Origin of the sequence: Lutibacter sp. HS1-25, from assembly GCF_004121075.1 — a bacterium.
In the GTDB taxonomy this organism is placed as follows: domain Bacteria; phylum Bacteroidota; class Bacteroidia; order Flavobacteriales; family Flavobacteriaceae; genus Lutibacter.
In genome coordinates this window covers 1-26,308 of sequence record NZ_RHLN01000160.1, presented here as the reverse complement: position 1 = coordinate 26,308, position 26,308 = coordinate 1, and the positions used below count along the sequence as shown (strand labels likewise).

Sequence of the window (26,308 nt, the reverse complement as noted above, 5' to 3'; positions counted from 1 at the left end):
TTTTTTGTAAATTTGTGTAAGTAAAGCTGTTTTTTTGCTACTAAAAGATCAAATCAATTTTATGAAAGAAATATTTACAAAAAAAACATTTTCACCTTCTAATATCATTTTTATGGTTGTTTTGGTTGTTATGTTATATCCACCTAGTAGAGAATGGGTTATGCGTCAAATTGCATTTTCTCCTTCTATTGAAAATGTTGAGGAATCTGATAAGATTGCAAATTACAATTGGGATTTGCAAGGTTTAAATACTGAAAATATCAATTTTAATCAGTTGAAAGGTAAAGTTATTTTGGTTAATTTTTGGGCTACTTGGTGTCCGCCTTGCAGAGCTGAATTACCTATGATTCAAGAATTGTATGATGGTTATAAAGATAAAATCGAATTTGTTTTTGTAACCACTGAAAATTGGCAGACAGTTGATTCTTTTTTTAAGAAAAACAACTACAATTTGCCAGTATATAATTCTATAAGTTCACCTCCAGCTTTGTTTACAAAAACAAATAGTATACCTGCAACTTATTTAATAGATCAAGACGGAAATGTTTTAATTAGTAAAACGGGTTCTGCAGATTGGAATAGTAAAAAGGTAAGAACGTTATTGGATGATTTAATAGGCAAGTATTGATTTAAATTGACACAATATCGATACTATTCCGTAAAGTGTGTAAACATATTTTTAGGGTTCAATTTTATCAAGTTGAACCCTATTTTCAAATATAGTCATAAATTGGTTTAAAATGAATCTCCAGTTATGAATAGGCATTGTCCATTTTTTTGTGACCTCACCAAGGGCTAAATACACTGATTTTTTCTCAACTTTATTGGTTAGAAAAGAGAGCTTGTTTTTAATGTATTTTATAGATTTTACCTTATTCGTTTTGTTAAAAAATTAATTGTATAGATATTTTAATTACATTAAATATTTATGAATTAATAAAAGTAATTCAGATTTTTTTATTGGTTTTGAGATATAGTCATTACATCCTGCTTTCAGCGCTTTTTCTTTATCACCAGATAAGCCAAAGGCTGTTTGCGCAATTATAACTATTTTTTTATTAAATTCTCGTATCTGTTTTGTTGTTTCATAGCCATTCATTTCGGGCATTTGAATATCCATTAAAACTAAGTCAATATCAGTATTGTTTTTACAAATTTCAATAGCTTCTTTTCCGTTTTTAGCGATTAAAATTTCTTTACTAATAGTTTCAACCATTATTGAAATTAGTAATTCAGATGTTTCATCATCTTCGGTGATTAATATTTTAAGTTTTTGTTTATCAGTATTGTAATCTTCAACTTTTAACAAAGAATCATTGTTTAAATTAGTTTTTGTTTTAGACGTATAAGGTAATTTGAAATAAAAAGTAGACCCAATACCAATTTCACTTTCAACCCAAATTTTGCCCCCAAGCATTTCTACATAGGCTTTAGATATTGACAAACCTAGACCAGCGCCTTGTATAGCCAATTTATCAAGAATATCAGCTTGGATAAAACGCTCAAATACTGCTGATTGTCTGTTTTTTGGAATTCCAATTCCTGTATCTTTTACATAAAATTCAAGTGTTTCATCTTTTATGTAATATCCAATTTCAATTTCGCCTTCATCACTATATTTTAGCGCATTTTTTACCAAATTAGTTAATATTGAATAAAATTTTTCAGAATCAGTGTCTATAAAAATTTCTTGTGTTGTTGAAGGAGAATTTAATTTAAGTTGCATCCCTTTTTCTTCAACTTGAGGTTTGAAGAATTTATAAATAAAATCAATTTTTTCATTAATGCAGGTTTTGGTTTTATGAACTTTCATAAGTCCTGCTTCAATTTTTGAAATATCAATAATATCATTGATAATATTTAGCATTCGATTGCCACTTTTTTCTATTATTTTAATATAATCCTGTTGTTTTTCACCAGTAAGATTTGGATTTTTTAATAATTCAGAAAAACCTAGAATTCCGTTCATAGGCGTTCTTATTTCGTGACTCATATTTGCTAAAAATGCAGATTTTAATCGATCGCTTTCTTCTGCTTTATCTTTAGCCTTAATTAATTCTGATTCAAATTGTTTTATTTTAGTAATATCTTGACAAGTTCCAAAGGCTTTAATCGGTTTGTTGTTTTTGTCGTGTATAATTCGCCATTGTTCTTGCACATGTTTTATTGTTTTTGAAGGCGTTATAATGCGATGTTGTACACTGTGATAATTTTTTGAAGAAAAGGATTCCGCAAAAGCAGCTTCAATTCGTTCAATATCATCAGGATGAACATAATTTAAAAATGAAGGGTGTGAATTTTTAAAGTCTTCTTCATCGAGTTCAAAAATATTATAAGTTTCTTTCGACCATACAACTTCCATGGTTTCTAAATTTGTTTCCCAGTTTCCAACTTTTGCAACAGATTGTGCATCAATTAAACGTGCTTCATTTAATTCAGCTTTTTCTTTGGCTGTAATTAATTCATTTTGAAATTTTTTAACTTGTGTTACATCTGAAAATATAACTGCAAAAAAATCTTTTTTAGGAGAGTAAGCCACAACATTATAGTGCTTATCTAATTCTTGTGAATAATTTTCAAAATGAAATGGGGTACCAGTTTTGGCTACATTTCCATAATTATCTATCCATACTTGTTCAATATTAGGCATAATTTCTTTTATTGTTTTACCTAATAAATCAACTTTTTTAAGACCTGTTAATTTTTCAAACCCTTTGTTTAAATTTACAAATCGGTAATCAATTGGTTTGTTGTTTATATCATAAATCATTTCGTGAATTGCAAAACCTTCATCCATATTTTCAAACAGACTTCTAAATTGCGCTTCACTTTTTTGAGCATCATCTTTGGCTTTTATTAATTCTAATTCAATTTCTTTTCTGTCAGTTAAATCAATTTCAAGTCCATCCCAACATACAATTCCATTAATTATTCGAGGTTGTGAAATGTAATAAGACCATCTAATTGTTCCATCAGGATTAAAAACTCTTGCTTCAGTTTGAAATATTGACATATTTTTTAAAGCCTCTTTTTCTTTTTCAAGAAGCCCATTAATATCATCAGGATGTAATTTGGAATAAATTAAATCTGGATTTTCCATTGCTTCTTTAACAGTACAACCGTATAATTTATTTACAGCTTCACTAACATAATTAAATTGCCGTTTGTTTTCATCTAACATAGCAACTTGATATATCATACCGTTTACAAAATTGTCAGCAATTAGTTTTAATTGTTTTTCACTTGCTTCGGCTTTTTCTTTAGCTGTAATTAATTCATTTTCAGCCATTTTTCGCTCAGTAATATCTTCATACGAAATTACAACTCCATAATCCTTTATTGGTGCAGCATTAACATTTATCCATGCAGTTTTATTGATTTCTTTCGTTATACCCATTTCAATATTAAATATAGGGCGTTGTTCATTCAATGCTCTAACACTGGCATATTCTTCTGGAGGCATTAATGTTCCGTCAGGTCTAATTATAGACCATTCAACTCCGTCAATAGAACGTTGTAATTGTTCTTCCTTAGAAAGTCCCAAAATTCTTTCTGCAGCCGAATTTGATGTTATGATTTGTCCATTTTCATTAGCCAATGTAATTCCTATTGGCAAAGTATCAAATAGTACACGAAATTTTCTTTCGTTTCTTTCAGCTTTTTCTTTGGCTTTTATTAATTCTAATTCAATATTTTTTCTATCTGTAATGTCTTGAGCGGCACCCCAAAGAGCTATTGTTTTACCATTGGTGTCTTTAACGGCTTCACCGCGTACCCACATCCAACCATGACCACCATCAGTACGAACCGTTTTTAATTCAAGTTCATAAGGTGTGCCTGTTTGTTTTGTGTTTTCAAGAGCTGTTGCTAAAGTTTCCCAACTTTCAGGAGTAAACAATTTCATATGTTCAGTGTACGGAGGAACTGGGAGGGTTGGATCAAAGCCGTACATTTTGTATAATTCGGTAGTCCAAATAACATTATTTGTTTCTATATCTAAATACCAACTACCAATATGTGTTATTTCCTGTGCTTTTTTTAGTTCTAACTCGTTTCTCTCAGCTTGTTCTTTGGCTTTTTTGAGTTCTTTTTCATTTTGAATGCGTTGTGTAATATCACTCCAAGTGGCATGCAACATTGTTTCGCCTTTTACAACAATAGGCATAAGAGATACCTCAACAATAAACTCTTCACTATTAGCATTTATACAGGTCCAATCAAAACGATGTGAACCATTTTGGTAAGCAATATCAATCATTTCTTCAGCACATTTTTCTGAAGTTTGACCATTTGGTTGATATTTAGGAGAAATACTTGCAGGTGTTTGTAACAGAAGTTCCTCTTTGGTCATTTTTAATAAATTCAAAGTAGCTTGGTTGAACTCAACAAATTTCCCAGAACTATTAAGAAGTAATATTGCATCAGAAGAATCTTCAAAAAGTTTTTTAAAGATGATTTCATTTTCTTTTGCTTTTTGCATTATTTTAAGAGATTCTTTTTTAGATGCAATTAAATCTAAGTTGGAAGCTCCTAAATCAGCTAAAAAAAAGGTGAATTCAGATAAAAGTTCAATTTTCTTTTTAACTTCATCATTACTTATAATTTGAACTTTTGAAAGAGCTTCTAGATATTCTTTTTCATTATAATTGAATTTTTTAGCTTGCTGTTTAAAAAATTCAATATTAGGCTCTTCTGAAAGAAATTGTCCAATAAATAAGGTACCTATAGTTTTGTCTTTTACAACAATAGGCATAGCAACATCAGTCATACCATTTAGGCATTTGTAAATTGAATAATGTGCTCCGTTTTTTATTTTACTTGCTATAACAGTATCACTTGTTAAACAATTTTTACAAGAGTCTGCATTTACTCTATGAAATTTACTACAGATTTCTTGCCAAGCTGATGAAACTAAAACATTGCCCTCTTTGTCTAGTACAGAAACTCCTGTAGTACCTGTTGTATCTGTAAACTTCTCTAATAAATTTTGTAGCTTTTTTATATCAATAACTTCAGAAATGTGATTTTCCATTTATATTTTTTTGCTAGTTTGATCTCTCAACATCAACTGAAATTATATTGTTTTTACTTGCTAAATTTCACAAAGAAGCAGAATGGTTTTATATAACTTTTGTTTTATATTGAGGTGTTTTTTATATTACAATAGATTTTTTTATAATACTTTTTGTTTCAAAATCTGTTATAGAAATTGTTACAACTCAAATATAAAAAAAATGTAGATTTTAAACATTTATTAGGTCGCTTAATTTTGTGGTACAATGTATTGTTTTTAATGTACTTTTATTTTTAAGAAACAGTATTAAATTGTAAATAAACCTCTTGAATCGCCTTAAAACAGGGCGGTTTTGATTTGATAAAAACTTTTTATTTTTTTTTATTCAAATGAAACATGTGATTTTTTGTAACATTTGTTACAGAGGTTTTGCTTGTAATTACTGTTTTTTAATTCCACCTAAATGCTTAGATTAAATTACAGATTTTAGTTAAACTTAAGCTTGTGAAATTTGTAGTTGCTAGAAGTTTATTTTTTTAAATGTTATTATTTTTAAATCAAATTACTTTATTTTTTGGCAATAAAATATTGAAAGTAGTTCCCACATTAAGTTCGCTTGTAACAGTTATTTGACCATTATTTAATTTTACAAAATCATGCACAATGTTAAGACCAAGTCCTGTTCCTTTTTCACCTTTTGTGCCAATTGTAGTTTTGTTTTCATCAATATCAAAAATATTTTTAAGTTTTTCTGCTGAAATACCAACACCTTGATCTATAACTTGTATTTCAGTAAAATTATTATTTGTAGATGCTTTAAAATAAATGCTGCTATTTTCAGTAGAAAATTTTAAGGCATTACTGGTTAAGTTTCTTAAAATGGTCATCACACAGTTTTTATCGGCCCATACATAAATGTTTTCATCAATTTCAGCCAACAATTGAATGTTTTTTGCTTTTGCTTGTTGTAAATAAATTTCAATGTTTTTATCAATGTAATTTTTTAAATTTAAATTTTCAGGTTTATGCGGAATTACATTTTCTTCTTTTAGCGCCCAATTTAATAAACCATCAAGTAAATTTAACAATTGGTCTTTAGATTTATTTAATAGATTTAAAGTATTGTCTAAAAATTTATCTTCATTGTGTTTTTCGCTATAATTTTCTTTTATATGATCTCTTAAAAGATCAAAAAATCCAATAAAGTTGCCTATAGGCCCTCTTATGTCATGCGCTATAATTGAGAAAAAACGGGTTTTGGTTTTATTCATACTATCAAGCTCATTACGTTGTTTTTGTAATTCAATATTAGCTTTAGATAGCTGGTGGTTTGTTTGTTTAATGCGTTTATTTTTATGAAATAAAATAAAAGAAAAAATGATTACAATTATTAAAACGAAAAGAGTAAAAAAACCTATTTTTTGTTCATCTTCTAGTCTTTGTGAAATTATTTGTTGATTTTTTTCATTTTGAAAATTGATAGAATCAAGTCGCTGTTCAAATGCAAAGTTAGCCTGCATAATTGTTAGCTTTTTTAGCATTTCTTTGTTACGAAGGCTGTCTTCAATTTTAGAGAATATTAAATGATTGTTATAGGCATTTTTATAATTTCCCAATTCATTTTCAACTTTTGAGAGATATTTTGTTCCTTCACCTATTAAATCTGGAGAAGGAATCTCTTTTGCAAGAAAAATACCTTCTTCTAAATATTGTTTTGCGTTATTAAATTTGTTTTGTTTGTAATAATTTTTCCCAATTCCTATTAATGAATTGGTTTTATTCAATTTAGATTCAAAACTTTTATTGATTTGTATAGATTGAAAATAATTTTCTAAAGATTTTGTAAAATTACCAAGTCCAAACTCTACCTTTCCAATGCTATTATAGCTCTCTGCGATACTAAATGTATCCTTTAGTTTTATTCTAATACCAAGTGATTTTTTTAAATTAATCATAGCTTCAGAATAATTGCCTTTAACTTCGTTGATGCTTCCAATATTATTTAAACAGTCACTTATTCTGGCCGAATCATTTAATTTTTCATAAATTATAAGTGATTTTTTATAATTATTAATGGCATCATCAAATTCGTTATTTTGTTTGTGGATAATCCCAATGTTATTATAACACAGCGCAATACCTTCAAGATCATTCTTTTTTTTGCTGATGTCTAATAATTTTAAATAATACTTTAAAGCAAAAGCATAATTATCCTGATATAAACTAAGACCTGCTATATAGCTGTAGACAACTATAAAAGAAGCGGTATCTTTTATTTCTTCAAAAGCTTCGGCAGATTTTATGTTGTTTTTAATTGAATTTGAGTAGTCGGATTTGGTTTTATAAATTAATCCAATTTGAAAGTAACTTTTTCCAATAATTTTTTTATGTCCAATCTTGGTAGCATTTTTAATCAATTCTTTATATAGATTTAATGCAAGTTCAGGGTTACCATATAAATTGGTAAAAAAAGCTTCTTCAAATTTTGCCTCAATAATACCTTCTTTATAATTAATTTTTTTGGCAATATTCAGTGCTTTGTTAATATTTGTGATTGCTTGTAAAGAATCAGTTTTTCTTACTTGTCGTACAATTTGTATATAAGTGTCAACTTTTTGTTTTTCTGAAATATTGGTTTTAAGTACATTAAAAAGCGAGTCTAAATCAACTTTTTTTTGCGCTTGAATATTTATAATAAATAGGGATAGAATTATAAAAAATAATTTTTTCATTAATAGTGGGATTAGTTGTAAATTAACTAAAATAATTAAATGTAAATAAAATCAAAACGTTTTATTTTTTAAAATTAGCGGTAATTAGACTAAACAAATAAATTTAATGTACAGTTTTTTAACATTTAAAATTAATGATTAATTTATCTAACACCTATCTTAATGATAATTAAAGTTATATTTTTAGCTATTTTAAGTTTAATTTATATTCAATATTTGTAATTATAAATATAAAATAGATCTCTTAATAATTTAAGTTTTATTTTACATAATTAAAAATAACATTTGTAATTCTCAGTATTTTAAAATTGAACTATTATATTTGTTTTATAATTTAAATACAAAAATCAATTATGAAAAATTATTTTAAGGTTTTATCAATTTTTATAATCTGTATTATTTTTAGTAATACATTAAAAGCTCAGATAACTTATGACTATGATAAAGATGCTGATTTTACACAATTTAAAACTTATAGTTTTGGTGGTTGGCAAGATGACTGTGATAAGTTAATTAACGATTTAGATAAAAAAAGAATTTTGCAATCTTTTAAATCTGAATTTACACAAAGAGATATGGATTATGTTTTAGGAGATGCAGATGTTGTTGTAACATTATTTTTGGTAATTGATGAAAAAACTAGCACAACAGCTTATTCTAATTACATGGGAACAGGTATGGGTTATGGTCCTGGTTTTCGTGGAGGTTTTTATGGTGGGTATTATAGACCGGCTTGGGGCTGGGGTGGTGGATATTCTACAACAACATATACCGAAGATGATTATAGAGTAGGTACTTTTGTAGTTGATATTTATGATGCGAAATCTAAGAAATTAGTATGGCAAGGTGTTTCTCAAAAAACAATCAATGAAAACGCAAGTAAAAGAAGTAAAACAATTCCTAAAGGTGTTTCAAAATTGATGAAAAATTATCCGATTAAACCAATAAAAAAATAAATAAATTTTTAAATAACTTATTATAAAAAAAGCTTTTAAATAATTACACAATTACTTAAAAGCTTTTTTTATTGATATTAGTTTATATTTGATAAAAAAAATCTTTAAAATATTTTTTAATAAATTAAAAAGAAAGAATGAGAAAGTATATTTCAACAATATGTATGTTGTTATTTTGTGTGCAAATGGCTCAAAGTCAGGTGTTGATAACTCTTTTGTTTGGAGATAAGTTAAATTCAGATAAGATAAAATTTGGTTTAGAGGGAGGAATGAATTTTGCCAATGTTTCAAATCTTGAAACTGCAACAACGAATACATTTTTTAATATTGGGTTTTATTTTGATTTTAAAATAAAGGATAGTCCTAATTGGTATTTGCATTCAGGTGTTATTGTTAAATCTACTATGGGAGCTAAATTAGCACCCTATTCATTAGAAGACGAAGCTTTGGATGCGCTTTTTTTAAATGGAGAAGTAGATAGAAGATTGCAATATTGGAATATACCTTTTTTAGCAAGATATAAGTTTAATAACAATATTTTTATAGAGGCAGGTCCAATGATTGGTGTTTTTTATAAAGGAACCGATATATTTACAAATCAAGTTGATGGAGATGATTTGCAATATGACAATAAGATTAAGAAACAAAATTCGCTTCTTGATATGGGGCTAGAAGGAGGAATTGGTTATCATGCTAAAAATGTACTGCACGGTCTTAATTTTGGTGTACGCTATTATCATGGTTTGGTAAATACTTCAAAAATAGAAAATGCAAATCAAAAAAACACTTCATATTATATTTATGTTGGTTTGCCTGTTGGGGCTGGAGAAAGAGCACAAGCTAAGAAAAAAGCTGCTGCTGAAAAAAAGGCAATAAAAGCCGCTGAAAAAGCAGCCAAAAGAATAGATAAAGGTAAAAAAGGTAAAAAGAAATCAAATAAAAATTAATCTCAAGCAAATAAAATAGTATATTTAATTCACTAAAATTTAGTTTTTAAGCTAAGTTTTAATGAATTTTTTATTTTTAAAATAAATATGGAACAATATTTCCAAGCTACCATAGCAATGTTGGCAGTTATAAATCCTGTTGTTTGTGGAGCTATGTTATTAGATATTCAAAAGGGTAAAGATTTAAATGTAAATATACAAGTAGCATTTAAAGCAATGTTTATTGTTTTAATAATTTTATTAATATCAGCATTTGGAGGTAAGTTTATTTTAAATGTTTTTGGAATTTCAGAAGAAGCATTTAAAATAGTAGGAGGTATTATTATTGGTTTTCTTGGATTTCAAATGTTATTTGGTATTCAGGGAAATTCAAATAACAATACAACAGGAGATTTAACTAAGCTTATTTTATTTGCTGCGAGTCCAGGAACAATTACAATGGTAATGACTTTGGCTGCCGTGCATCATTATGAAGGTATTCCTGTTTCTGCAGTTGTAGGTGTTATAGCTGCAGTGCTTATTTCATTAGTAATTATTTTAGCAATGCTCTTTGTAGCAGCAAAAAAAAATGTAAGTGGACAGGGGTTTATAACCAAATTTATGGGGTTAATTATTGTAGCTATGGGATTACAATTTATGCTAGATGGAATTAAAGATTTTTTTGGAATTTGAGAGCGTAGCTAAAAAAAAGAAGTGTAATAGAATATAAATGTCGATAACCAAACAAATACAGCCTGAAAATTGGATTGAACGTGTTAGTGTATTTTCTGATGATAATAAAGGAAGACTTGTGTCAATTACTTTATGCAATTCAGAGATACTAGTAGACGAAATTCCTTTAATGAGCGTAAATTACAATTACCAGTTTAAAGGGTATGATATGGTTATATCAGTAGGAGGTGATGCTGTTGAATTAAATCATATTATCAATGCACCACTCGAATTATGGGAAACACAAAATGATTATGGAGATATTACTTCAATAGAGATAATTGATTTTAATAACAATGAATATATAGTTACCTTTTGTAAATAAATTATATGAACAAGAAAATTACGAGTATAAATCACACACCAATAGTTTTAATAATTGCTTCTTTTGTTATTATCATTGCCGGAATTATGAATGCTGTTTCATTAATTAATGCTTTATTAATGGGGCTTTTTATTAGCATAGTATGTGCTCAGCCTATAAACTGGCTGCAATCTAAAAAAGTGCCAAAATCCTTGGCTCTTTTAATTGTTTTAATAGGGATAACTGTAGTTTTTATTTTTTTTATTGAAGTAATTGGTAGTTCGTTATCATCGTTTTCTCAAAATGTTGATGTTTATGAAGCTAACTTAAAAAAAATGAGCGAAAACTTGTTTTTAAATTTAGAAAGTAGGGGCTTTAATGTTTCATTTAAAAACATAACTAATTTGGTAGATGTTTCAAAAGCAATGAATATTACAGCCAATTTATTAAGTAAATTAGGGGGTTTTATGGGTAATGCTTTAACCATTTTCTTTTTAACCATTTTTCTTCTTTTAGAATTAGATAGTATTTCAATAAAAACAAAAATTATTTACCAAGATTCAAAAAAATCAAGTTCGTATTTTAGTGTTATAATTAAAAATATCCGTCATTATTTAACAATAAAAACAATGACTAGTGCTTTAACAGGTGTACTTATATGGATTCCTTTGTATATAATTGATTTAGATTATGCTATAATATGGGCACTTATAGCATTTTTATTAAACTTTATTCCTAATTTTGGTTCTATAATAGCAGCCATTCCTGCAATACTTTTTGCTTTAATTCAGCAAGGATTTGATGGTGTTTTTTGGACGGTATCAATATTTCTTGTGGTAAATATGATTGTTGGAAATTTTGTTGAACCAAAAGTAATGGGAAGAGGTTTAGGGCTTTCTACATATGTTGTTTTTGTATCATTATTATTTTGGGGATTTATTTTAGGTACAATTGGTATGTTTTTATCAGTGCCTTTAACTATGGCAATAAAAATTATGTTAGAGCAAAATAAGCAAACCCAATGGATTGCTATTTTATTAGGCTCAAGCGAAGAAGCAATAGCTATATTAGAGAATAAAGAAAATAAAAATGTTTTATGAAAAATCAAATTACTTTTAGACAAATTTGTTGTTTGTTATTACTTATTTTATGCACACATTTTAATCAGATTTTTGCTCAAAAAGAAGAAAAAAAGAAAATTTCATTTAAAGATTCACTTGATGGTGCTTTTGATATTAGCGAGTTTTTAATTGAACCACAGGGGTTTATGCCCATTCCAATTATTGTTACAGAGCCTGCGGTTGGTTATGGAGGTGGACTTGCAGCGTTGTTTATAACGCCTCAAAAAAAGAAATATGATGTTCCGGTACCTCCAAATATTTCTGGGGTTATCGGTTTAGGGACATCAAATAAAACATGGATGGCAGCCTTATTTCATTTTCATGTTTGGGGTCCAGATAAAATTAGATATTTAGGAGCTGTTGCTAAACCAAGCGTAAATATTAAATATTATGGGAACAATAGTGATTTTTTAAGTAAAAATCCTATAGAGTTTAACTTAGATGCCTGGTTAGTTATGCAACGTGTTAATGTTAGAGTTGCTAAATCTAACTTATTTGTAGGGGGCTCTTATATGTTTTTTCAAGGAAAAACAAAATTTGAACCGTATTTAGACACACCCGTTTTAGGGCCAATATTTGATAAATTATTGAGTAAATTAAATAATACAACTACCATTAGTATGCTTACACCAATGGTAAATTGGGATACTAGAAATAATATTTTTACCCCATCAAAAGGTGTGAATACTGGTTTTCAATTTATGTACAATGCAACCTGGCTTGGTGGTGATCAAAATTATTATCAAATTAATCCTTATTTTTTAGGATATCAAAAAATAAGCGATAATATTTTATCGGCCTTTAGATTTGATTCTAATTTTATGATAGGAGGTGATTCTCCTTTTTATGCAAAGCCATTTATACAATTAAGAGGTGTACCTGCTATGAAATATCAAAGTGACAATACAATGCTTGTAGAAACAGAATGGAAATTTAAAGTTTACAAACGTTGGTCGTTAGATTTTTTTGGTGGTACAGGTAAAGCTTTCAAATCTTTTGATGAATTTGGACCTGCAACTTTGGTTTATAATTACGGACTTGGCTTTAGATATAAATTGGCACGTTTGTTTGATGTAGATGCAGGTGTAGATTTTGCTTGGAGCAACAATAAAGATTTTGCTTTTAGCATTGTTTTTGGAAGTGCTTGGAGTAAATAAAAATCTATAATAAATAATTAAATAATATATTTGTTGCTTATTTTTTAATTAATAAATACTTATGAAAAATCAAAAAACTACAATTTTAACAATGCTACTCGTTTTTATTTTTATAGGAACAGGTTTCGCACAGTACGCAACTAAAAAAATTAGAACAAAGCACGAAGCTTATACAGATAGTTTAAAGCAGGTAGACTATAAATTTGTTTTTCCTATTTTAGGAAAAGGAGCCTATAAAAAAGGATTTGATATTCCTTATCCTGCTGGTGTTATGGCAAATTATATTTATATGAAACAAAATATAATTGTAGAAAATTTAAAATTAGGTTTTAAAAATGGAGATACAGATATTCCTTTAACTCCTACAGATTTTATTGGTTTTGGTGAAAATACCAGTACTGCTTGGGGATATAACGTTAGAGCCGATTTATGGGTGTTGCCTTTTTTTAATGTGTATGGTATTTATGGTAATTCTACTTCAAGAACCGAAATTAACATTGTTAAACCTATTTCTCTTAATTCTGTTGTAGAACAAAATGTTAGAACTAGTGGTTTTGGAGCATTATTAGCTGCAGGTTTAGGTCCTATTTTTATATCAGCCGATTTTAACTGGACTTGGAGTAAGCCTGAATATTTAGATAAAAGTGTTATGGTAAATGTGATGGGATTAAGAGCAGGACATGTATTTACTTTTAAAAACAATCCTAAAAGTAATATTGGTGTTTGGATAGGTACAATGAATATTGGAATTGCAGCTGATACTAAAGGTGAACTTGCTTTAAAAGAGGCATTACCAGTTGATTTTTGGGATAAAAAAGACCAGTTTGTTGAAAATTATGATGCGTGGTATGATGGTTTATCAATTGCTGAAAAACTATTAGCTGATAAAGTACTAACACCGCTTGTTGATGCTATTGATAATATTCAGGAAGATGCTACTGTTAGATATGGTTTAGAGAAAAGACCACAGGAAACATGGAGTGGTCTAGTTGGTGCTCAATATCAAATTAATAAACGTTGGATGATTAGAACGGAAGCCAGTGTTCTTGGGAATAGAAAATCAATCCTAGGTTCAGTAAATTACCGTTTTTTAATATAAATTAATATTTTAGATTATAAAAAAGCCCTGAAATTTGTGTTTCAGGGCTTTTTTGCTATTGTAATTTTTTTTTAGTAATCTAAATGTTATTTAAATTACTTTGATAGATAGATTGGTTTTTGATATGATATTCATATAAAACAGTAATTATTCAATGGTTTTTATTGAAAAAATATCTTGTTATTGAATATAAATTTAAAAATTAGTTATATTAGCTATTAAAAATTTATTCAATGAAACTAAGCTCACTTATTCTAGGGTTGTCTTTTTTCTTATTTATTTCTTGTAAAGAAAAAGAACAACAAAAAATGCCACCACAACAAATTAAAGTTGTTGAAGTTATTAAAAAAGACATTCCAATTTATAATTATTTTGTTGGAGAAGTTTTTGGAGAAGAAGACGTCTCTATAAATGCCCGTGTTGAAGGTTATTTAACAGGTATCTTATTTACTGAAGGTGCAAGAGTAAAAAAAGGAGATTTATTATATACCATAGATCCAGAGCCATTTAATGCAGCTATTGCTGGTGAAAAAAGTAAAGTTACAGAAGCGCAAACAAAATATCTAAATTCTGAAAATAATTTAGCAAGGGTAAAGCCATTGGCTGAAATGGATGCGGTAAGTAAAAGTGATTTAGATTTTGCCTTAGCAGATAGAGATGCATCGTTAGCAGCCAGAAAAGCAGCTGAAGCATCTTTAAAAATGGCACAAATTAATTTAAGTTATACGCAAATTAAAGCACCTATTAATGGTTTTATTGGTAAAACACAAGCTAGAGTAGGTGATTTTGTTGGTAGAAGCCCAAATCCTGTAATTATTAATACCATTTCAAAAGTTGATAATGTACGAGTGCAATTTTTTATCAATGAAACAAATTATTTAATTTTTGCAAAAGAATTTGCAGAAGCTCATAGAGATTTAGATGTTGAAAAAAGAGCGCAAAAAGCTGAAATAGAATTGTTGCTTACTGATGGGTCTACGCATCCATACAAAGGTAAAGTAGATTTTATAAATAGAGAAATTGATGCTTCAACTGGAGCCATTTTAATACAGGCTTCTTTTCCTAATCCCGAATTAATTTTGAGACCAGGACAGTATGCTCGTATTAAAGTTAAAAGTAAAGTAGAAAAGGATGCATTATTGGTGCCTCAAAGAGTTGTAACAGAATTACAGGGTGAATATTCAATTTTTGTAGTCAATGCTGAAAATAAAATTGAATCTAGAAGAATTGTTATAGGAGATTCTTTTGATGATTATTATATTGTTAAAGAAGGAATTTCTGAAGGAGATAAAATTGTATTTGAAGGCTTGCAAAAAGTAGGTAATGGTTTAGAGGTGATACCTGAAATCACTGTTTTTGAAAGTCAATTTAAAAAACAATAAGCTGAATATGTCTGAAAATAAAGGAAATTTTTTCGTCCACCGGCCAATTGTAGCCATTGTAATTGCCATTGTAATTGTGATTGTTGGTACGGTATCTTTAGTAGGTTTACCTATTGAGCAATATCCAAATTTAACACCTCCAATTGTTCAGGTTAGTGCAAAATATACTGGTGCAAACGCCATAAATGTTGAAGAGTCTGTAGCCACACCATTAGAACAACAAATAAATGGTGTTGATAATATGATTTATATGAAATCTACCAATGCCAATGATGGTAGTATGAATATACAAGTGTCGTTTGATGTAGGTACAGATCCTGATATGAATACGGTTTTAACACAAAACAAAGTATCTGCAGCTTCAGCAAAACTACCTTCTTCTGTAACAAAATTAGGGGTTACAACCCAAAAAGCTTTGCCTAACGTTTTAATGTTGGTAGCTTTAACTTCTGATGATGGTAGATATGATCAAGATTTTTTAGGAAATTATGCTTTAATCAATATCAAAGATCAATTGGCCAGAGTAAAAGGTATTGGTAAAGTTGATGTTATGGGAGCATCTGACTATTCTATGAGAATATGGATTAAGCCTGATAGAATTTCACATTTAGGCTTAACTGTACCAGAAATAATAAATGCAATAAATGAACAAAATATTATTGTTCCAGGTGGAAAATTTGGAGCCGAACCAGCACCGGTAGGTACTGAGTTTACTTACACGGTTCGTTTGCCAGAGCGTTTTAACTCTGCTGAAGCCTTTGAAGATATAGTAGTTAGAACACAATCTGATGGGTCTCAAATTAAATTAGGTGATGTTGCAAGCGTTAATTTAGGCGTTGAAACTTACAATATGATTCCAAGAATGAATGGTAAAACTTCAGCAATTATTGCTTTATATCAAGCACCTGGATCTAACGGATTAGAATTGGCAAAACAAATTAAAGCAGAAATGGAAAGTTTATCAAAAAATTTTCCAGAAAGTATCAGATACGATGTTTCTTTAGACACAACAAAAGCTATTGAAGCGGGTATAAAAGACATTGTGGTTACTTTAATAATAGCTTTAATATTGGTTGTATTGGTTGTATTCATTTTTATTCAAGATTGGAGAGCAACATTAATTCCAACATTGGCAATTCCAGTTTCTTTAATTGGTGCATTTATTTTCTTTCCAAGTTTAGGTTTTACAATCAATGTATTGTCACTTTTAGGATTGGTATTGGCCATTGGTATTGTGGTAGATGATGCCATTGTAGTTGTTGAAGCTGTTCAGGTAAATATAGCAAAAGGAATGAATGCTAAAGAAGCAACGCTTGATGCTATGAGAAAAGTAACGGCTCCTGTAATTGCAACTACTTTGGTTTTAGTTGCTGTATTTATTCCGGTAGCAGGTATGGCAGGTATTACCGGTTTGTTATATCAACAGTTTGCCATAACAATTGTTGTTTCTGTATTGGTTTCCTCTGTAAATGCTTTAACATTAAGTCCTGCGTTGTGTTCACTTTTATTAAAAGAGCCAAAACCGTATAAAGGTCCTTTGGGTTGGTTTTTTGGAAAGTTTAACAAAGGAATGGATAAATCTACAGACTCTTATATGAGTTATACCAATATTGTTTCAAGAAAAATAAAACGAGGGATTGTATTTATTGTTATTATGACAATTGGTGCGGGTATTTTTGGTAGTATGGTTCCTGGCGGATTTATTCCTGAAGAAGATATGGGATATTTCTTTGTAAACGTTCAATTGCCCAATGCAGCATCTATTCAAAGATCTGATGTAGTAACTAAAGAAGTTGAAAAAATTCTACAGGAAATTCCAGAAGTAGAATATATCACTACTGCTACAGGATACAGTATTCTTTCGGGTGCAATGATTTCAAATACCGGATTTTTATTTGTAGGAATAAAAGATTGGTCTGAAAGAGATATTACAGCAAAAGAAGTAATTGACATTGTAAATAAAAAATTATTTTTAGGTATAAAGGATGCCCAAGCATTTGCCTTTGGACCTCCAGCAATTCCTGGCTTGGGTAATGGTTCAGGATTTAGTATTATGCTACAAGACAGGGTAGGTAATTCGCCTCAATATTTAGCTGAAAATTCAATGAAGTTTTTGAAAGCAGCCAATGAACGACCTGAAATTGGTAGAGCTGCTACAACTTTTCAAGCAACTGTTCCGCAGCGATTTATGGATATTGATAAAGAAAAAGCATTGAAATTGGGTGTTAAATTAAGCGATCTTTATACTACTGTTGGTGCTTTTATGGGTGGTGCTTATGTAAATGATTTTACCCGATTTGGTAGATTGTATAAAACATATATTCAAGCAGAACCTGAATATAGAGTTGATCCTTCACAAATTAATAATTTCTTTATAAAAAATAACCAAGGAGAAATGGTTCCGTTATCAACATTGGCAACTATTAAACCAATTTCGGGCCCCGATTATACAACTCGATTTAATTTATACAGATCTGTTGAAGTTACTGGTGCTCCTGCAGAAGGATACACTTCTGATCAAGCCAGGCAGGCATTGAAAGAAGTAGCAGCAGAAGTTTTACCGCCAGATATGGGCTATAGTTGGAATGCAATGTCTTATCAAGAAGAAAAAGCTTCAGGATCTTTAAGTATTATTTTAACGTTTTCACTGCTTTTTGTATTCTTAATATTAGCAGCTCAATATGAAAGTTGGTCGTTGCCTTTTGCAATTTTATTAGGTACACCATTTGCAATTTTTGGAGCCTTATTTTTTCTATGGATTGGTCGTTTAATTAGTCCAACTTTTGAAAATAACATTTTTGCACAAGTCTCCTTTGTAATGTTGATTGGGATGGCTGCAAAAAATGCCATTTTAATTGTTGAATTTGCCAATGACGAATTTAAAAATGGTATGAGTTTATTTGATGCAGCAATGGCAGCTTCAAAATCCAGATTTAGACCAATATTAATGACAGCTTTTTCATTTATTTTGGGTGTTTTTCCTTTGGTTGTAGCTTCAGGTTCAGGTGCCGAATCTCGAAAAGTAATGGGTATGGCATTGCTTGGTGGTATGGGAATTGCAACATTTTTAGGTGTTTTTTTGTATCCAATGCTTTTTGTCTTTATAGGTAAAATTGCTGGATATGAAAAGAAGCGAGATCAACAAAAAGAACTTGAATTAAAAATTGCTAAAACCACTGAATAATGAAACAGAAATTAATTACATATTTAAGCATTTTCTTAGTGATTTTAACTGTTACCTCTTGTAAAGTAGGACCTAATTATCACGAGCCTAAAATTGCTAGTCCAGAAATTTTCAAATATGAAAATAACAAAATAGATAGTATTATAGATTTAAAATGGTGGGAGATTTTTAAAGATCCTATTTTAGATTCATTAATTAATGTAGGATTAAGAGAAAATAAAGATTTGCTAATTGCAGCAAGCAGAGTTGATCAGGCTAGGGCAAATTTAGGCTACAACAAAGCAGATTATGGTCCTAAAATTGGCGTACAAGCCAGTGCTTCAGGAACTAATAATATTGCAGGTAACATTTTAAATAACAATATCAAATCCTTTGGAGCTTCTGCAACATTTAACTGGGAAATTGATTTTTGGGGAAAATACCGTAGAAGTACTGAAGCTGCTAGAGCTTCATTACTAGGGTCTTTTTATGGTAAAAGAGCAGTTGAATTAGGGTTGATAAGTGAAATTGCCAGAAATTATTTTCAATTAATGAATTATAAAACTTCATTAGCAATTTCTAAAAATACGGTAGAAATTAGAAATAATGCATTGAAAATTATTCAAAATAGATTTGATAAAGGATATACAAATATTATTGATGTAAATCAGGCTCAAATTCAAAAAGCAATTGCAGAGGCTACCATACCAGTTTATCAACGTCAAATTGCTTTTACAGAAAATAATTTAAGTGTACTTTTAGGTAAATATTCAGACAATATTTTGGTACATAGTTCTTATAAAGACAATCCTTTACCTGCTGATATACCTAGTGGAATCCCTTCTGAAATGTTGCAAAGACGTCCAGATATACTTCAAAGTGAGCAGTTGTATAAACAGCAAAATGCTTTGATTGGTGTTGCAACAGCAATGCGTTTTCCATCAATTAGTTTAACAGGTCTTTTAGGAGTTGGTAGTAATGATATGTCGTCGTTGTTAAATAGTGGATTAGGTTGGAGTGCTGGTGCAAATTTATTGAGTCCGCTATTTGAATGGGGAAAAAATGCAAGACGTGTTGATATTGAAAGAGAAAAAGCAAAACAATATTTGTTAAGTTATGAGAAAAATATTCTGGTTGCTTTTAGTGATGTAAATAATGCGTTAACTGAAATTTCAACTTATAAAGATGAAATGGTTGCTTATAAAACTATGCTTGATGCAGCTCAAAATGCAAGTAAGCTTTCTTATGAAAGATATTATCAAGGTGTAACAAGTTATTTAGAAGTAATATTAAATGAGCAAACAGAATTTGAAGCACAACTTTCTTATTCAAAAAATTATCAAGATTTATTAATTTCTTATGTGAATTTATACCAAGCTTTAGGTGGAGGATGGATATCTAATGAAGAGTTAGATAAGTATGCTGAACAAGTTGCTAAAGATCAGGGAGTTGATGTGAGTTTAGTTGATAAAAGTAAGTTGGTATATCAAGGTCAAGTAGTTGATTATCACTTAACACCTGAGCAAGAAAAAGCAAGAAAGGAGTTTGCTAAAATTCAAAGAAAAAAAGAAAGAGAAGAAAGAAAGTCTTTAAACTAAAATAATGATGTTAAATAAAGATAGTTGGTTTGAAGATATCTATAAATTTAGATTTGAAATATTCTTTATCAGTTTATTGAGTATTTTATTTTCAGGTATTTTTTTTCCAGAAAATATTTTTAATATTGACGTAGCTCCATTTCTTTATTTGATAAATGCTTTTTCTGGTATTCTTGTTGTTTTTAAAAGTAAAAAAAATATAAATTTTGCTAAAATTTTACTGATTGTGATTTTTTTGCATTTTATTATTTCATTTTTTTTAAAGCAAAACTCAAGATATTTTGAGGTTTTTAAATTAATAGCATTTTCTGTTTTTTATGTATTGATAACGTATGATTTAATTAAACAAGTTTTACTCGCCGCTATTATTGATAGAAATGTGATTTTTGGATTGATGTGTGGATACTTTTGTATAGGATTGGTTTGTTCTTTTATGTTTATTACCATCGAAATTTTTTACCCAGGATCATTTAATGGTGTTGTAAGTGATGGTGGTTATATAAAAGAATATAGCTCACTTGTTTATTTTTCATATATTACCTTATTAACAATAGGTTTTGGAGATATAACACCAATAACTTTATTGGCAAAAAAAGCAACTTTATTAACTGGATTTATGGGACAGTTTTATATGGTAATTTTAACTGCTATTATTGTAGGAAAGTATATTTCTCAACTTGATAATGAGCGCCGTGAAATAGAATAAGTGATTTATTATTAAATAAAAACAGCCCATTAAAATATATTTTAATGGGCTGTTTTTAATTTAAAATTGAAAATAAATAAACTGTTCACCACTGCCTTGAGCAACTGTAATTAAAATGAGCATAATTGCCCATAAGATTCCTAAAACTGTAGGTGATGTATTTTTTGAAACATTTTTAACGGTTGTATTTCGCATAAACCAATGGCATAAAAATAAGATTGAAATAACTACAAATACCTTAATAATATCAAATGATTGTAATATTTTTTCACCATCCGGATTAAGAAATAACATAGATGATAAAATGTTTTTTGCAGTTACAAAGTCCTTTGCTCTAAAAAATACCCAAGTTATATTTACACAAGTGTAGGTTAATAAAGCTAAAAATATACCGTTTTTTGCAGTTATTTTAAAAGGAAAATACTGCCGTTGTAATCGTTCCAAAATTAAATATAACCCATGTAAGCCACCCCAGGCTATAAATGTCCAAGCAGCTCCATGCCACAAACCTCCTATTAGCATTGTAGTCATAAGAGCAATGTACATTCTTGTAATTCCAAATTTATTACCACCTAACGGAATATATAAGTAATCTTTTAACCAGCTAGATAAAGAAATGTGCCATCGTTTCCATAAATCAGAAAAACCTAATGAGGCATAAGGATACATAAAATTGTCTGGTAAAATAATACCTAGCATTAAGGCAACACCAATAGCACAAGTTGAGTAACCTGCAAAGTCAAAGAATATTTGACCAGAAAATGCTAGAGTACCAGACCAAGCATCCCAAATATTAAGTATTTTATCAGAATTAAATATGCTATCTGATGTGTCGGATAAAAGAGTGTCAGCTAAAACTACTTTCATAAACAATCCTAAAGTAAATAAAAAAACACCCCATATAAATTGATTTAATGTGGCTTTTTTGGTTTCATAAAATTGTTCAATTAAATCTTTTGCTCTTACAATTGGTCCTGCAACTAATTGTGGGAAAAAGGTAACATACAGTGCGAAATCTAAAAAAGTGTTTGCTGGTTTTATTTTTTTATTATAAATATCTATGGTATATGACATAGTTTGAAAAGTGTAAAATGAGATACCCATTGGAAGTAAAATATCCATTTTTTGTGGATGATAATATATATCAAGAGCATTAACCATTGCGGTAAAATTTTCTAATATAAAGTTACCATATTTAAAAAATGCCAAAAACCCGAGATTAACAAACATACTAAGTAGTAACCATAGTTTTCTGTAAATAGGGTCTTCTTCTTTATTCAGTTTATTGCCTGCAATCCAGTCTATAATAGTTGAAATCCACAGTAAGATAATTAAAGGTGGATTCCATAAACCATAAAATAAATAACTAGCAATTAAAAGCATTCTCTTTTTAGAAGTCCAGTTTAAGAAATTGGAATAATATAAAGCCAATATAATGACTAAAAACACAATAAAACTTAAAGAATTAAATAACATAATTAGTTTCTATTAAGGTTAAATAAAGCACCATCATTTTTCATTATTTTACATAATTCACGAGTATAAAACATGGCATCTTTTGCAGATAAATGTGACCATTCTGGACATTCAAAATGCTTCAATTGTTCGTAATCTTCAAAATGATAAGATTTAACATTGGTTTTTGAAATTAAATCATCCCAAAAATCAGATCTTGGAAAAGCCATATTTTCCCCAACTCTAACTCCTCCAGAAGAAGGACACCTCACTAAAATTAAATTCCCGCCACGAGCTGTAAATCGTTCAACATCTTCCATAAAAAAAGCCATTGTAGACTCTTTATCTGGTGGAGGTGAAGTGCTACCAAAATATCCCCAAACTTTTATAATGGTATTTGCAAAAGCTGTATCTTTTTCTGTTTTATCAGACATTTTTACATTTCTGTCTAAATCAATATCTGAAAATCTATAAAATGGAGGAATTTGATTGTTAGTTCTATTTCCAATTTTAATTCTCGAAATAAGAGATTTTAAGTTTAAATCGTCTGACCATTCTTCATCATCGGCTCTTAAAAAAGCAAAATTGCTTTGAAGTGGAATTGATAATATATTGTTTATACGTTGTGCATATGTTCTATCGTAAAAATAATTTACCCTACTTTGGATTCTATTCCATGGAGATGCCATTGGATAAGTTGTTGAAAAAAATAAACCAGGAGTAACGCCTAAAATAACCGTACCGTTAAATGTGGTTTTTTCTACAAGATCTCTAAATCCGGGTAAAGGTGAAGCACCAGCTGTTGCTAATTGTATTGGTCGTATACCGGTTTCTTTTTCAAATGCATCTAGTTGAAAATCAAAAAGAACACGTGAGGAACCAAATAATACGATGTCATTTTTAGAAGCACGTTCTACTAAAGCCCTTTGTACTGCCCACAATGCTTTATCATCCTCAATATTTGGTAAATAGCCTTGAGATCGCCAATACAATTCCCAAGAACCTATTGCCATTATAAATATAATCACAGTAATTGTGATTGATTTTTTTAAGTGCATGATTAGTAAATAGTTAGTAGTTAAATAAATAAAAATTAATTGAGTATAAATTATTTTATTATTTCCGCAGCCTGTTTTGTATCTGTATACTGTTGAAAGTTAGTAACTTTTCCATTTGATAAAGTCCAAACATGTGCAAATTGAGCATTTAATAATTTACCATTTTTTTTATTTTTTGCTTGATATCTTCCCGTTGCTAAAACCATCCCGTTGCTCATTTCATTTAACTGTAAATCGGTAAGTTTCCAGTAATCCCATTCGTTGCCAATAGGTTCAAATACGCCTTTTACAATAGCATCTGCACCAATATATGGGTTTCCACCTGCGTAAATAAAATTTTCAGCTTCGTTCCAAACTACTTTTGGACTAAGTAATGCTAAAAATGAAGGCACATCTCCACTGGCAAAAAAATCATATGCATTTTTAATAATTTCTTTGTTTTCATAATTTGCTTCAATTTCTTGTAAAGCCAAAATCATTAATGAACTATCCCAATATCCGTATTCAGTAACTACTTTTCCATCAATAAATTGAAGTGTAAGGTGAATTGGTAGTGTAATTTGCTTTCCATTTGCAGCCAATGTTCCTACCCAAGTACCCCAAAAATTAACCCAAGTTTTGTTATCATCGGTTAAAACCATTTCATATTCAAGGCCTTCATCTAAAAAACCTCTAGAAGAAAGTTCTAAATCGGTTTGTGCATGATATTCAGGAAGTTTTGATGCTTTGAAAGGTTGAGGTGAGTTAAAAAACACATTGGCAGTATCAGCAAAATAGCCAACTATAGATTCGTAATTTTTAGCATTATATGCATTGATAATTTTTTTAACAGTTTCAATTTCATCAGAAGTTTGTGTATACCTTTGTTTGTTTTGACATGATGAAATTAGCATTAATAATAAAGCGGTAAAAAGTAGTTTTTTCATAATACATTGTTTTTTAGTTAGTTATTAGTAAAAGATGTAATGGATGAAATTGATTAAGAGGGGTTTGTATTTACCCAAAAATAATTCTAAAAAATACAAATCTTAAAAAGTTGGTTTTAGTAAATGTATAAAAATTATTGTTGAATTGGTTAAATGAAGTCCATATTTGATTGTGAATATTAAGCAATAATTAATGCTGTAAAAAAATACAAATCATTGTTAAAGCCTGTAAATATGTAGTTTGAGAGTTGTTTTGTTGTTGAATAATAAATCTAATCAAAAAAAAAATCAATGCATTAAAACTACATGTATATGTGGGAGAAATAATGTTAAAGTTGTTGTACTGTTTACTAAAAGTTAGTTGATATCTTTAAATGATTGGTATATCAAAATAATAGAATTTCAATTGATAAAACTACATCATTATGTAGGCGCATGTGCAATTTGTAAAATGTAATTTACAAATCAATTTAAAGTACGTTTGTTTTAATTAACAAAACAGGCTACAATTTTTTAACTAAACTACAATTAAATTATGAAAACAAAATTATGTTCATTTGTCTCCGTATTGTTATTATTTGTCTTATTTTCAACTACTTGTATTGCGCAAGAAAAGTATGTTATGGTCGAATTGACATTTATGTTGCCTAAAATTGGAATGGAATCTACTTTTGAAAAGGCTGTTAAAGATCACAATGCCATATATCATAAAGAAGGTGCGTATAAAGGTCAGGTTGATTATATTTTAACAGGAAAACAAGCAGGTTGGTATGTTTGGTTAATGGGTCCTTGTACTTTTACAGATTTAGATACTAGACCAGAAAATGATGCTCATAAAAAAGATTGGGATCAAAAGGTAGCACCAACAGTTGCTAAATATGGTGCTGTGGAGTATTGGAAATATAAATCAGAATGGTCTTATAAATCTGGAACTGAAGAAGCTAAGATAGAAGAAATTTGGTTTTTAGACATAAAAAGAGGTGAGTATTACAGGTTTAAAGCTTTAATGTTAAAAATCAATGAAGCTTTTGCGAAAAAAGGAGATGTAGACATGCAGGTTTACCAAAATCAATTTAGTGAAAACAATGGAAGAGATATAGCAATTGTATGGGGAATGAAAAATTGGGCTGAAATGGACGATGATGGTGGTAGTGTTAAAAAATACTATGAAGAAATTAATGGAGATGGAAGTTGGGCTGATTTTATTGATGAATGGGAAGCAGCTACAGAGTCAATTGTAAAACAAGTTTGGAAAATAAATATATAGCTATATGACTAACAAGTTAGTTTTAAATTGTTTTTAAAACCAATTAAAATTAAGTATATAATTGATTTTAAAATAATTATATTTTTTTGATAAATATAAAATTATTGCATAAAAAGAAGCCGTCTTATAACCTGAGGCGGTTTTTTTATTAAATGATTTGTATAAAAACCGGTCATTTTGTATCTTTAGGTGTTGATAATCAAAGATATGAATACAAATTTTCAATCCTATAATCAACAGCAAAATTGGCTTTTTCCACCTTCTATTGAAGAGCTTATTGCTGATGATCATCCTGTTCGAATAGTCAATGGAATAGTTGAGCAACTCGACTTAAGTTTGCTGGTAGAAGAATATAGTAAAGAAGGAAAACCAAGTTACCATCCAAAAATGATGCTCAAGGTAATGGTCTATGCCTATATGGATAATACCTATTCTAGCCGTAAGATAGAAAAGGTAATGCGAGAGAACATCAACTTTATGTGGCTTGCTGCGCAACAAGTTGCTGACCATAATACTATTGCACGTTTTCGCAGTAAAAAACTGAAGACTATTTTTAAAGACATTTTTAAACAAGTTGTTTTACTTTTAGCAGAAGAAGGACTTGTCACCCTCAAAGAAGTATTTACAGATGGTACAAAAATAGAGTCTATAGCAGGGAGATATACCTTTGTTTGGGGCAATTCCATCAAGACGCGCAAAGAGAAAATGGCAG

The 26,308-nt window shown here is 29.2% G+C and carries 19 protein-coding genes; 14 read left to right on the top strand and 5 right to left on the bottom strand.

Features of this window, described 5'->3' with window-relative positions; translation table 11 throughout:
- The first annotated feature begins 61 nt into the window (after window positions 1-61).
- Complete coding sequence (locus tag EC396_RS16470; protein WP_129367953.1) at window positions 62-628, top strand: TlpA disulfide reductase family protein; 567 nt, start codon at window positions 62-64, stop codon at window positions 626-628.
- 285 nt (window positions 629-913) lie between these two features.
- Here EC396_RS16470 and EC396_RS16465 read toward each other — a convergent pair whose 3' ends face one another.
- Window positions 914-5,032: a PAS domain S-box protein gene (locus EC396_RS16465; RefSeq protein WP_129367952.1), complete on the bottom strand. Its 4,119-nt coding sequence runs from the start codon at window positions 5,030-5,032 to the stop codon at window positions 914-916.
- 539 nt (window positions 5,033-5,571) lie between these two features.
- A complete protein-coding gene (locus EC396_RS16460; protein WP_129367951.1) occupies window positions 5,572-7,746 on the bottom strand; it encodes a tetratricopeptide repeat protein in 2,175 nt (724 codons plus the stop codon).
- Between the two features lie 353 nt (window positions 7,747-8,099).
- On the opposite strand from EC396_RS16460, the gene EC396_RS16455 reads away from it, so the two are divergent.
- The 11 genes from EC396_RS16455 to EC396_RS16405 all read left to right on the top strand — a co-directional run bounded on the left by EC396_RS16455 (window position 8,100) and on the right by EC396_RS16405 (window position 20,890).
- The gene (locus tag EC396_RS16455; RefSeq protein ID WP_129367950.1) at window positions 8,100-8,702 is read left to right on the top strand and encodes a DUF4136 domain-containing protein; all 603 of its coding nucleotides are present in this window, start codon (window positions 8,100-8,102) and stop codon (window positions 8,700-8,702) included.
- A 137-nt stretch (window positions 8,703-8,839) separates the two neighbouring features.
- Window positions 8,840-9,649, top strand: a complete 810-nt coding sequence (locus EC396_RS16450) for a porin family protein (RefSeq protein WP_129367949.1) — start codon at window positions 8,840-8,842, stop codon at window positions 9,647-9,649.
- A gap of 87 nt (window positions 9,650-9,736) precedes the next feature.
- Complete coding sequence (locus EC396_RS16445; RefSeq protein ID WP_129367948.1) at window positions 9,737-10,321, top strand: MarC family protein; 585 nt, start codon at window positions 9,737-9,739, stop codon at window positions 10,319-10,321.
- A gap of 37 nt (window positions 10,322-10,358) precedes the next feature.
- On the top strand, window positions 10,359-10,685 hold the full coding sequence (locus tag EC396_RS16440) for a DUF5335 family protein (protein ID WP_129367947.1): 327 nt from the start codon (window positions 10,359-10,361) through the stop codon (window positions 10,683-10,685).
- Between the two features lie 5 nt (window positions 10,686-10,690).
- Window positions 10,691-11,764 carry an AI-2E family transporter gene (locus EC396_RS16435; RefSeq protein ID WP_129367946.1) on the top strand — a complete coding sequence of 358 codons (1,074 nt, stop codon included), beginning with the start codon at window positions 10,691-10,693 and terminating at the stop codon, window positions 11,762-11,764.
- The gene (locus EC396_RS16430; protein WP_129367945.1) at window positions 11,761-12,942 is read left to right on the top strand and encodes a BamA/TamA family outer membrane protein; all 1,182 of its coding nucleotides are present in this window, start codon (window positions 11,761-11,763) and stop codon (window positions 12,940-12,942) included. The genes EC396_RS16435 and EC396_RS16430 overlap by 4 nt, the downstream gene beginning before the upstream one ends.
- A 61-nt stretch (window positions 12,943-13,003) precedes the next feature.
- Complete coding sequence (locus EC396_RS16425; RefSeq protein WP_129367944.1) at window positions 13,004-14,041, top strand: hypothetical protein; 1,038 nt, start codon at window positions 13,004-13,006, stop codon at window positions 14,039-14,041.
- Between the two features lie 233 nt (window positions 14,042-14,274).
- The gene (locus EC396_RS16420; RefSeq protein WP_129367943.1) at window positions 14,275-15,423 is read left to right on the top strand and encodes an efflux RND transporter periplasmic adaptor subunit; all 1,149 of its coding nucleotides are present in this window, start codon (window positions 14,275-14,277) and stop codon (window positions 15,421-15,423) included.
- 7 nt (window positions 15,424-15,430) lie between these two features.
- On the top strand, window positions 15,431-18,607 hold the full coding sequence (locus EC396_RS16415; RefSeq protein ID WP_129367942.1) for an efflux RND transporter permease subunit: 3,177 nt from the start codon (window positions 15,431-15,433) through the stop codon (window positions 18,605-18,607).
- The gene (locus EC396_RS16410) at window positions 18,607-20,184 is read left to right on the top strand and encodes an efflux transporter outer membrane subunit (RefSeq protein WP_129367941.1); all 1,578 of its coding nucleotides are present in this window, start codon (window positions 18,607-18,609) and stop codon (window positions 20,182-20,184) included. Before EC396_RS16415 ends, EC396_RS16410 begins: the two co-directional genes overlap by 1 nt.
- A 4-nt stretch (window positions 20,185-20,188) precedes the next feature.
- Window positions 20,189-20,890, top strand: coding sequence for an ion channel (locus tag EC396_RS16405; RefSeq protein WP_129367940.1), 702 nt, complete (start codon window positions 20,189-20,191; stop codon window positions 20,888-20,890).
- A 60-nt stretch (window positions 20,891-20,950) separates the two neighbouring features.
- Here EC396_RS16405 and EC396_RS16400 read toward each other — a convergent pair whose 3' ends face one another.
- From EC396_RS16400 to EC396_RS18185, 3 genes are read right to left on the bottom strand one after another with little or no spacing between them, the layout of a single operon-like run.
- On the bottom strand, window positions 20,951-22,366 hold the full coding sequence (locus tag EC396_RS16400) for an MBOAT family protein (RefSeq protein ID WP_129367939.1): 1,416 nt from the start codon (window positions 22,364-22,366) through the stop codon (window positions 20,951-20,953).
- Window positions 22,367-22,368: 2 nt separating this feature from the next.
- Window positions 22,369-23,403, bottom strand: coding sequence for a hypothetical protein (locus EC396_RS16395; protein WP_129367938.1), 1,035 nt, complete (start codon window positions 23,401-23,403; stop codon window positions 22,369-22,371).
- 50 nt (window positions 23,404-23,453) lie between these two features.
- Window positions 23,454-24,329 (bottom strand): nuclear transport factor 2 family protein, encoded by an 876-nt coding sequence (locus tag EC396_RS18185; RefSeq protein ID WP_240665755.1) that lies wholly within the window; start codon window positions 24,327-24,329, stop codon window positions 23,454-23,456.
- 535 nt (window positions 24,330-24,864) lie between these two features.
- Between EC396_RS18185 and EC396_RS16385 the strand changes: the two genes are divergently transcribed.
- Complete coding sequence (locus EC396_RS16385; RefSeq protein ID WP_129367937.1) at window positions 24,865-25,596, top strand: hypothetical protein; 732 nt, start codon at window positions 24,865-24,867, stop codon at window positions 25,594-25,596.
- A gap of 207 nt (window positions 25,597-25,803) precedes the next feature.
- Window positions 25,804-26,308: transposase (locus EC396_RS16380; protein WP_164975337.1), on the top strand; the 505-nt coding region annotated here is incomplete at its 3' end.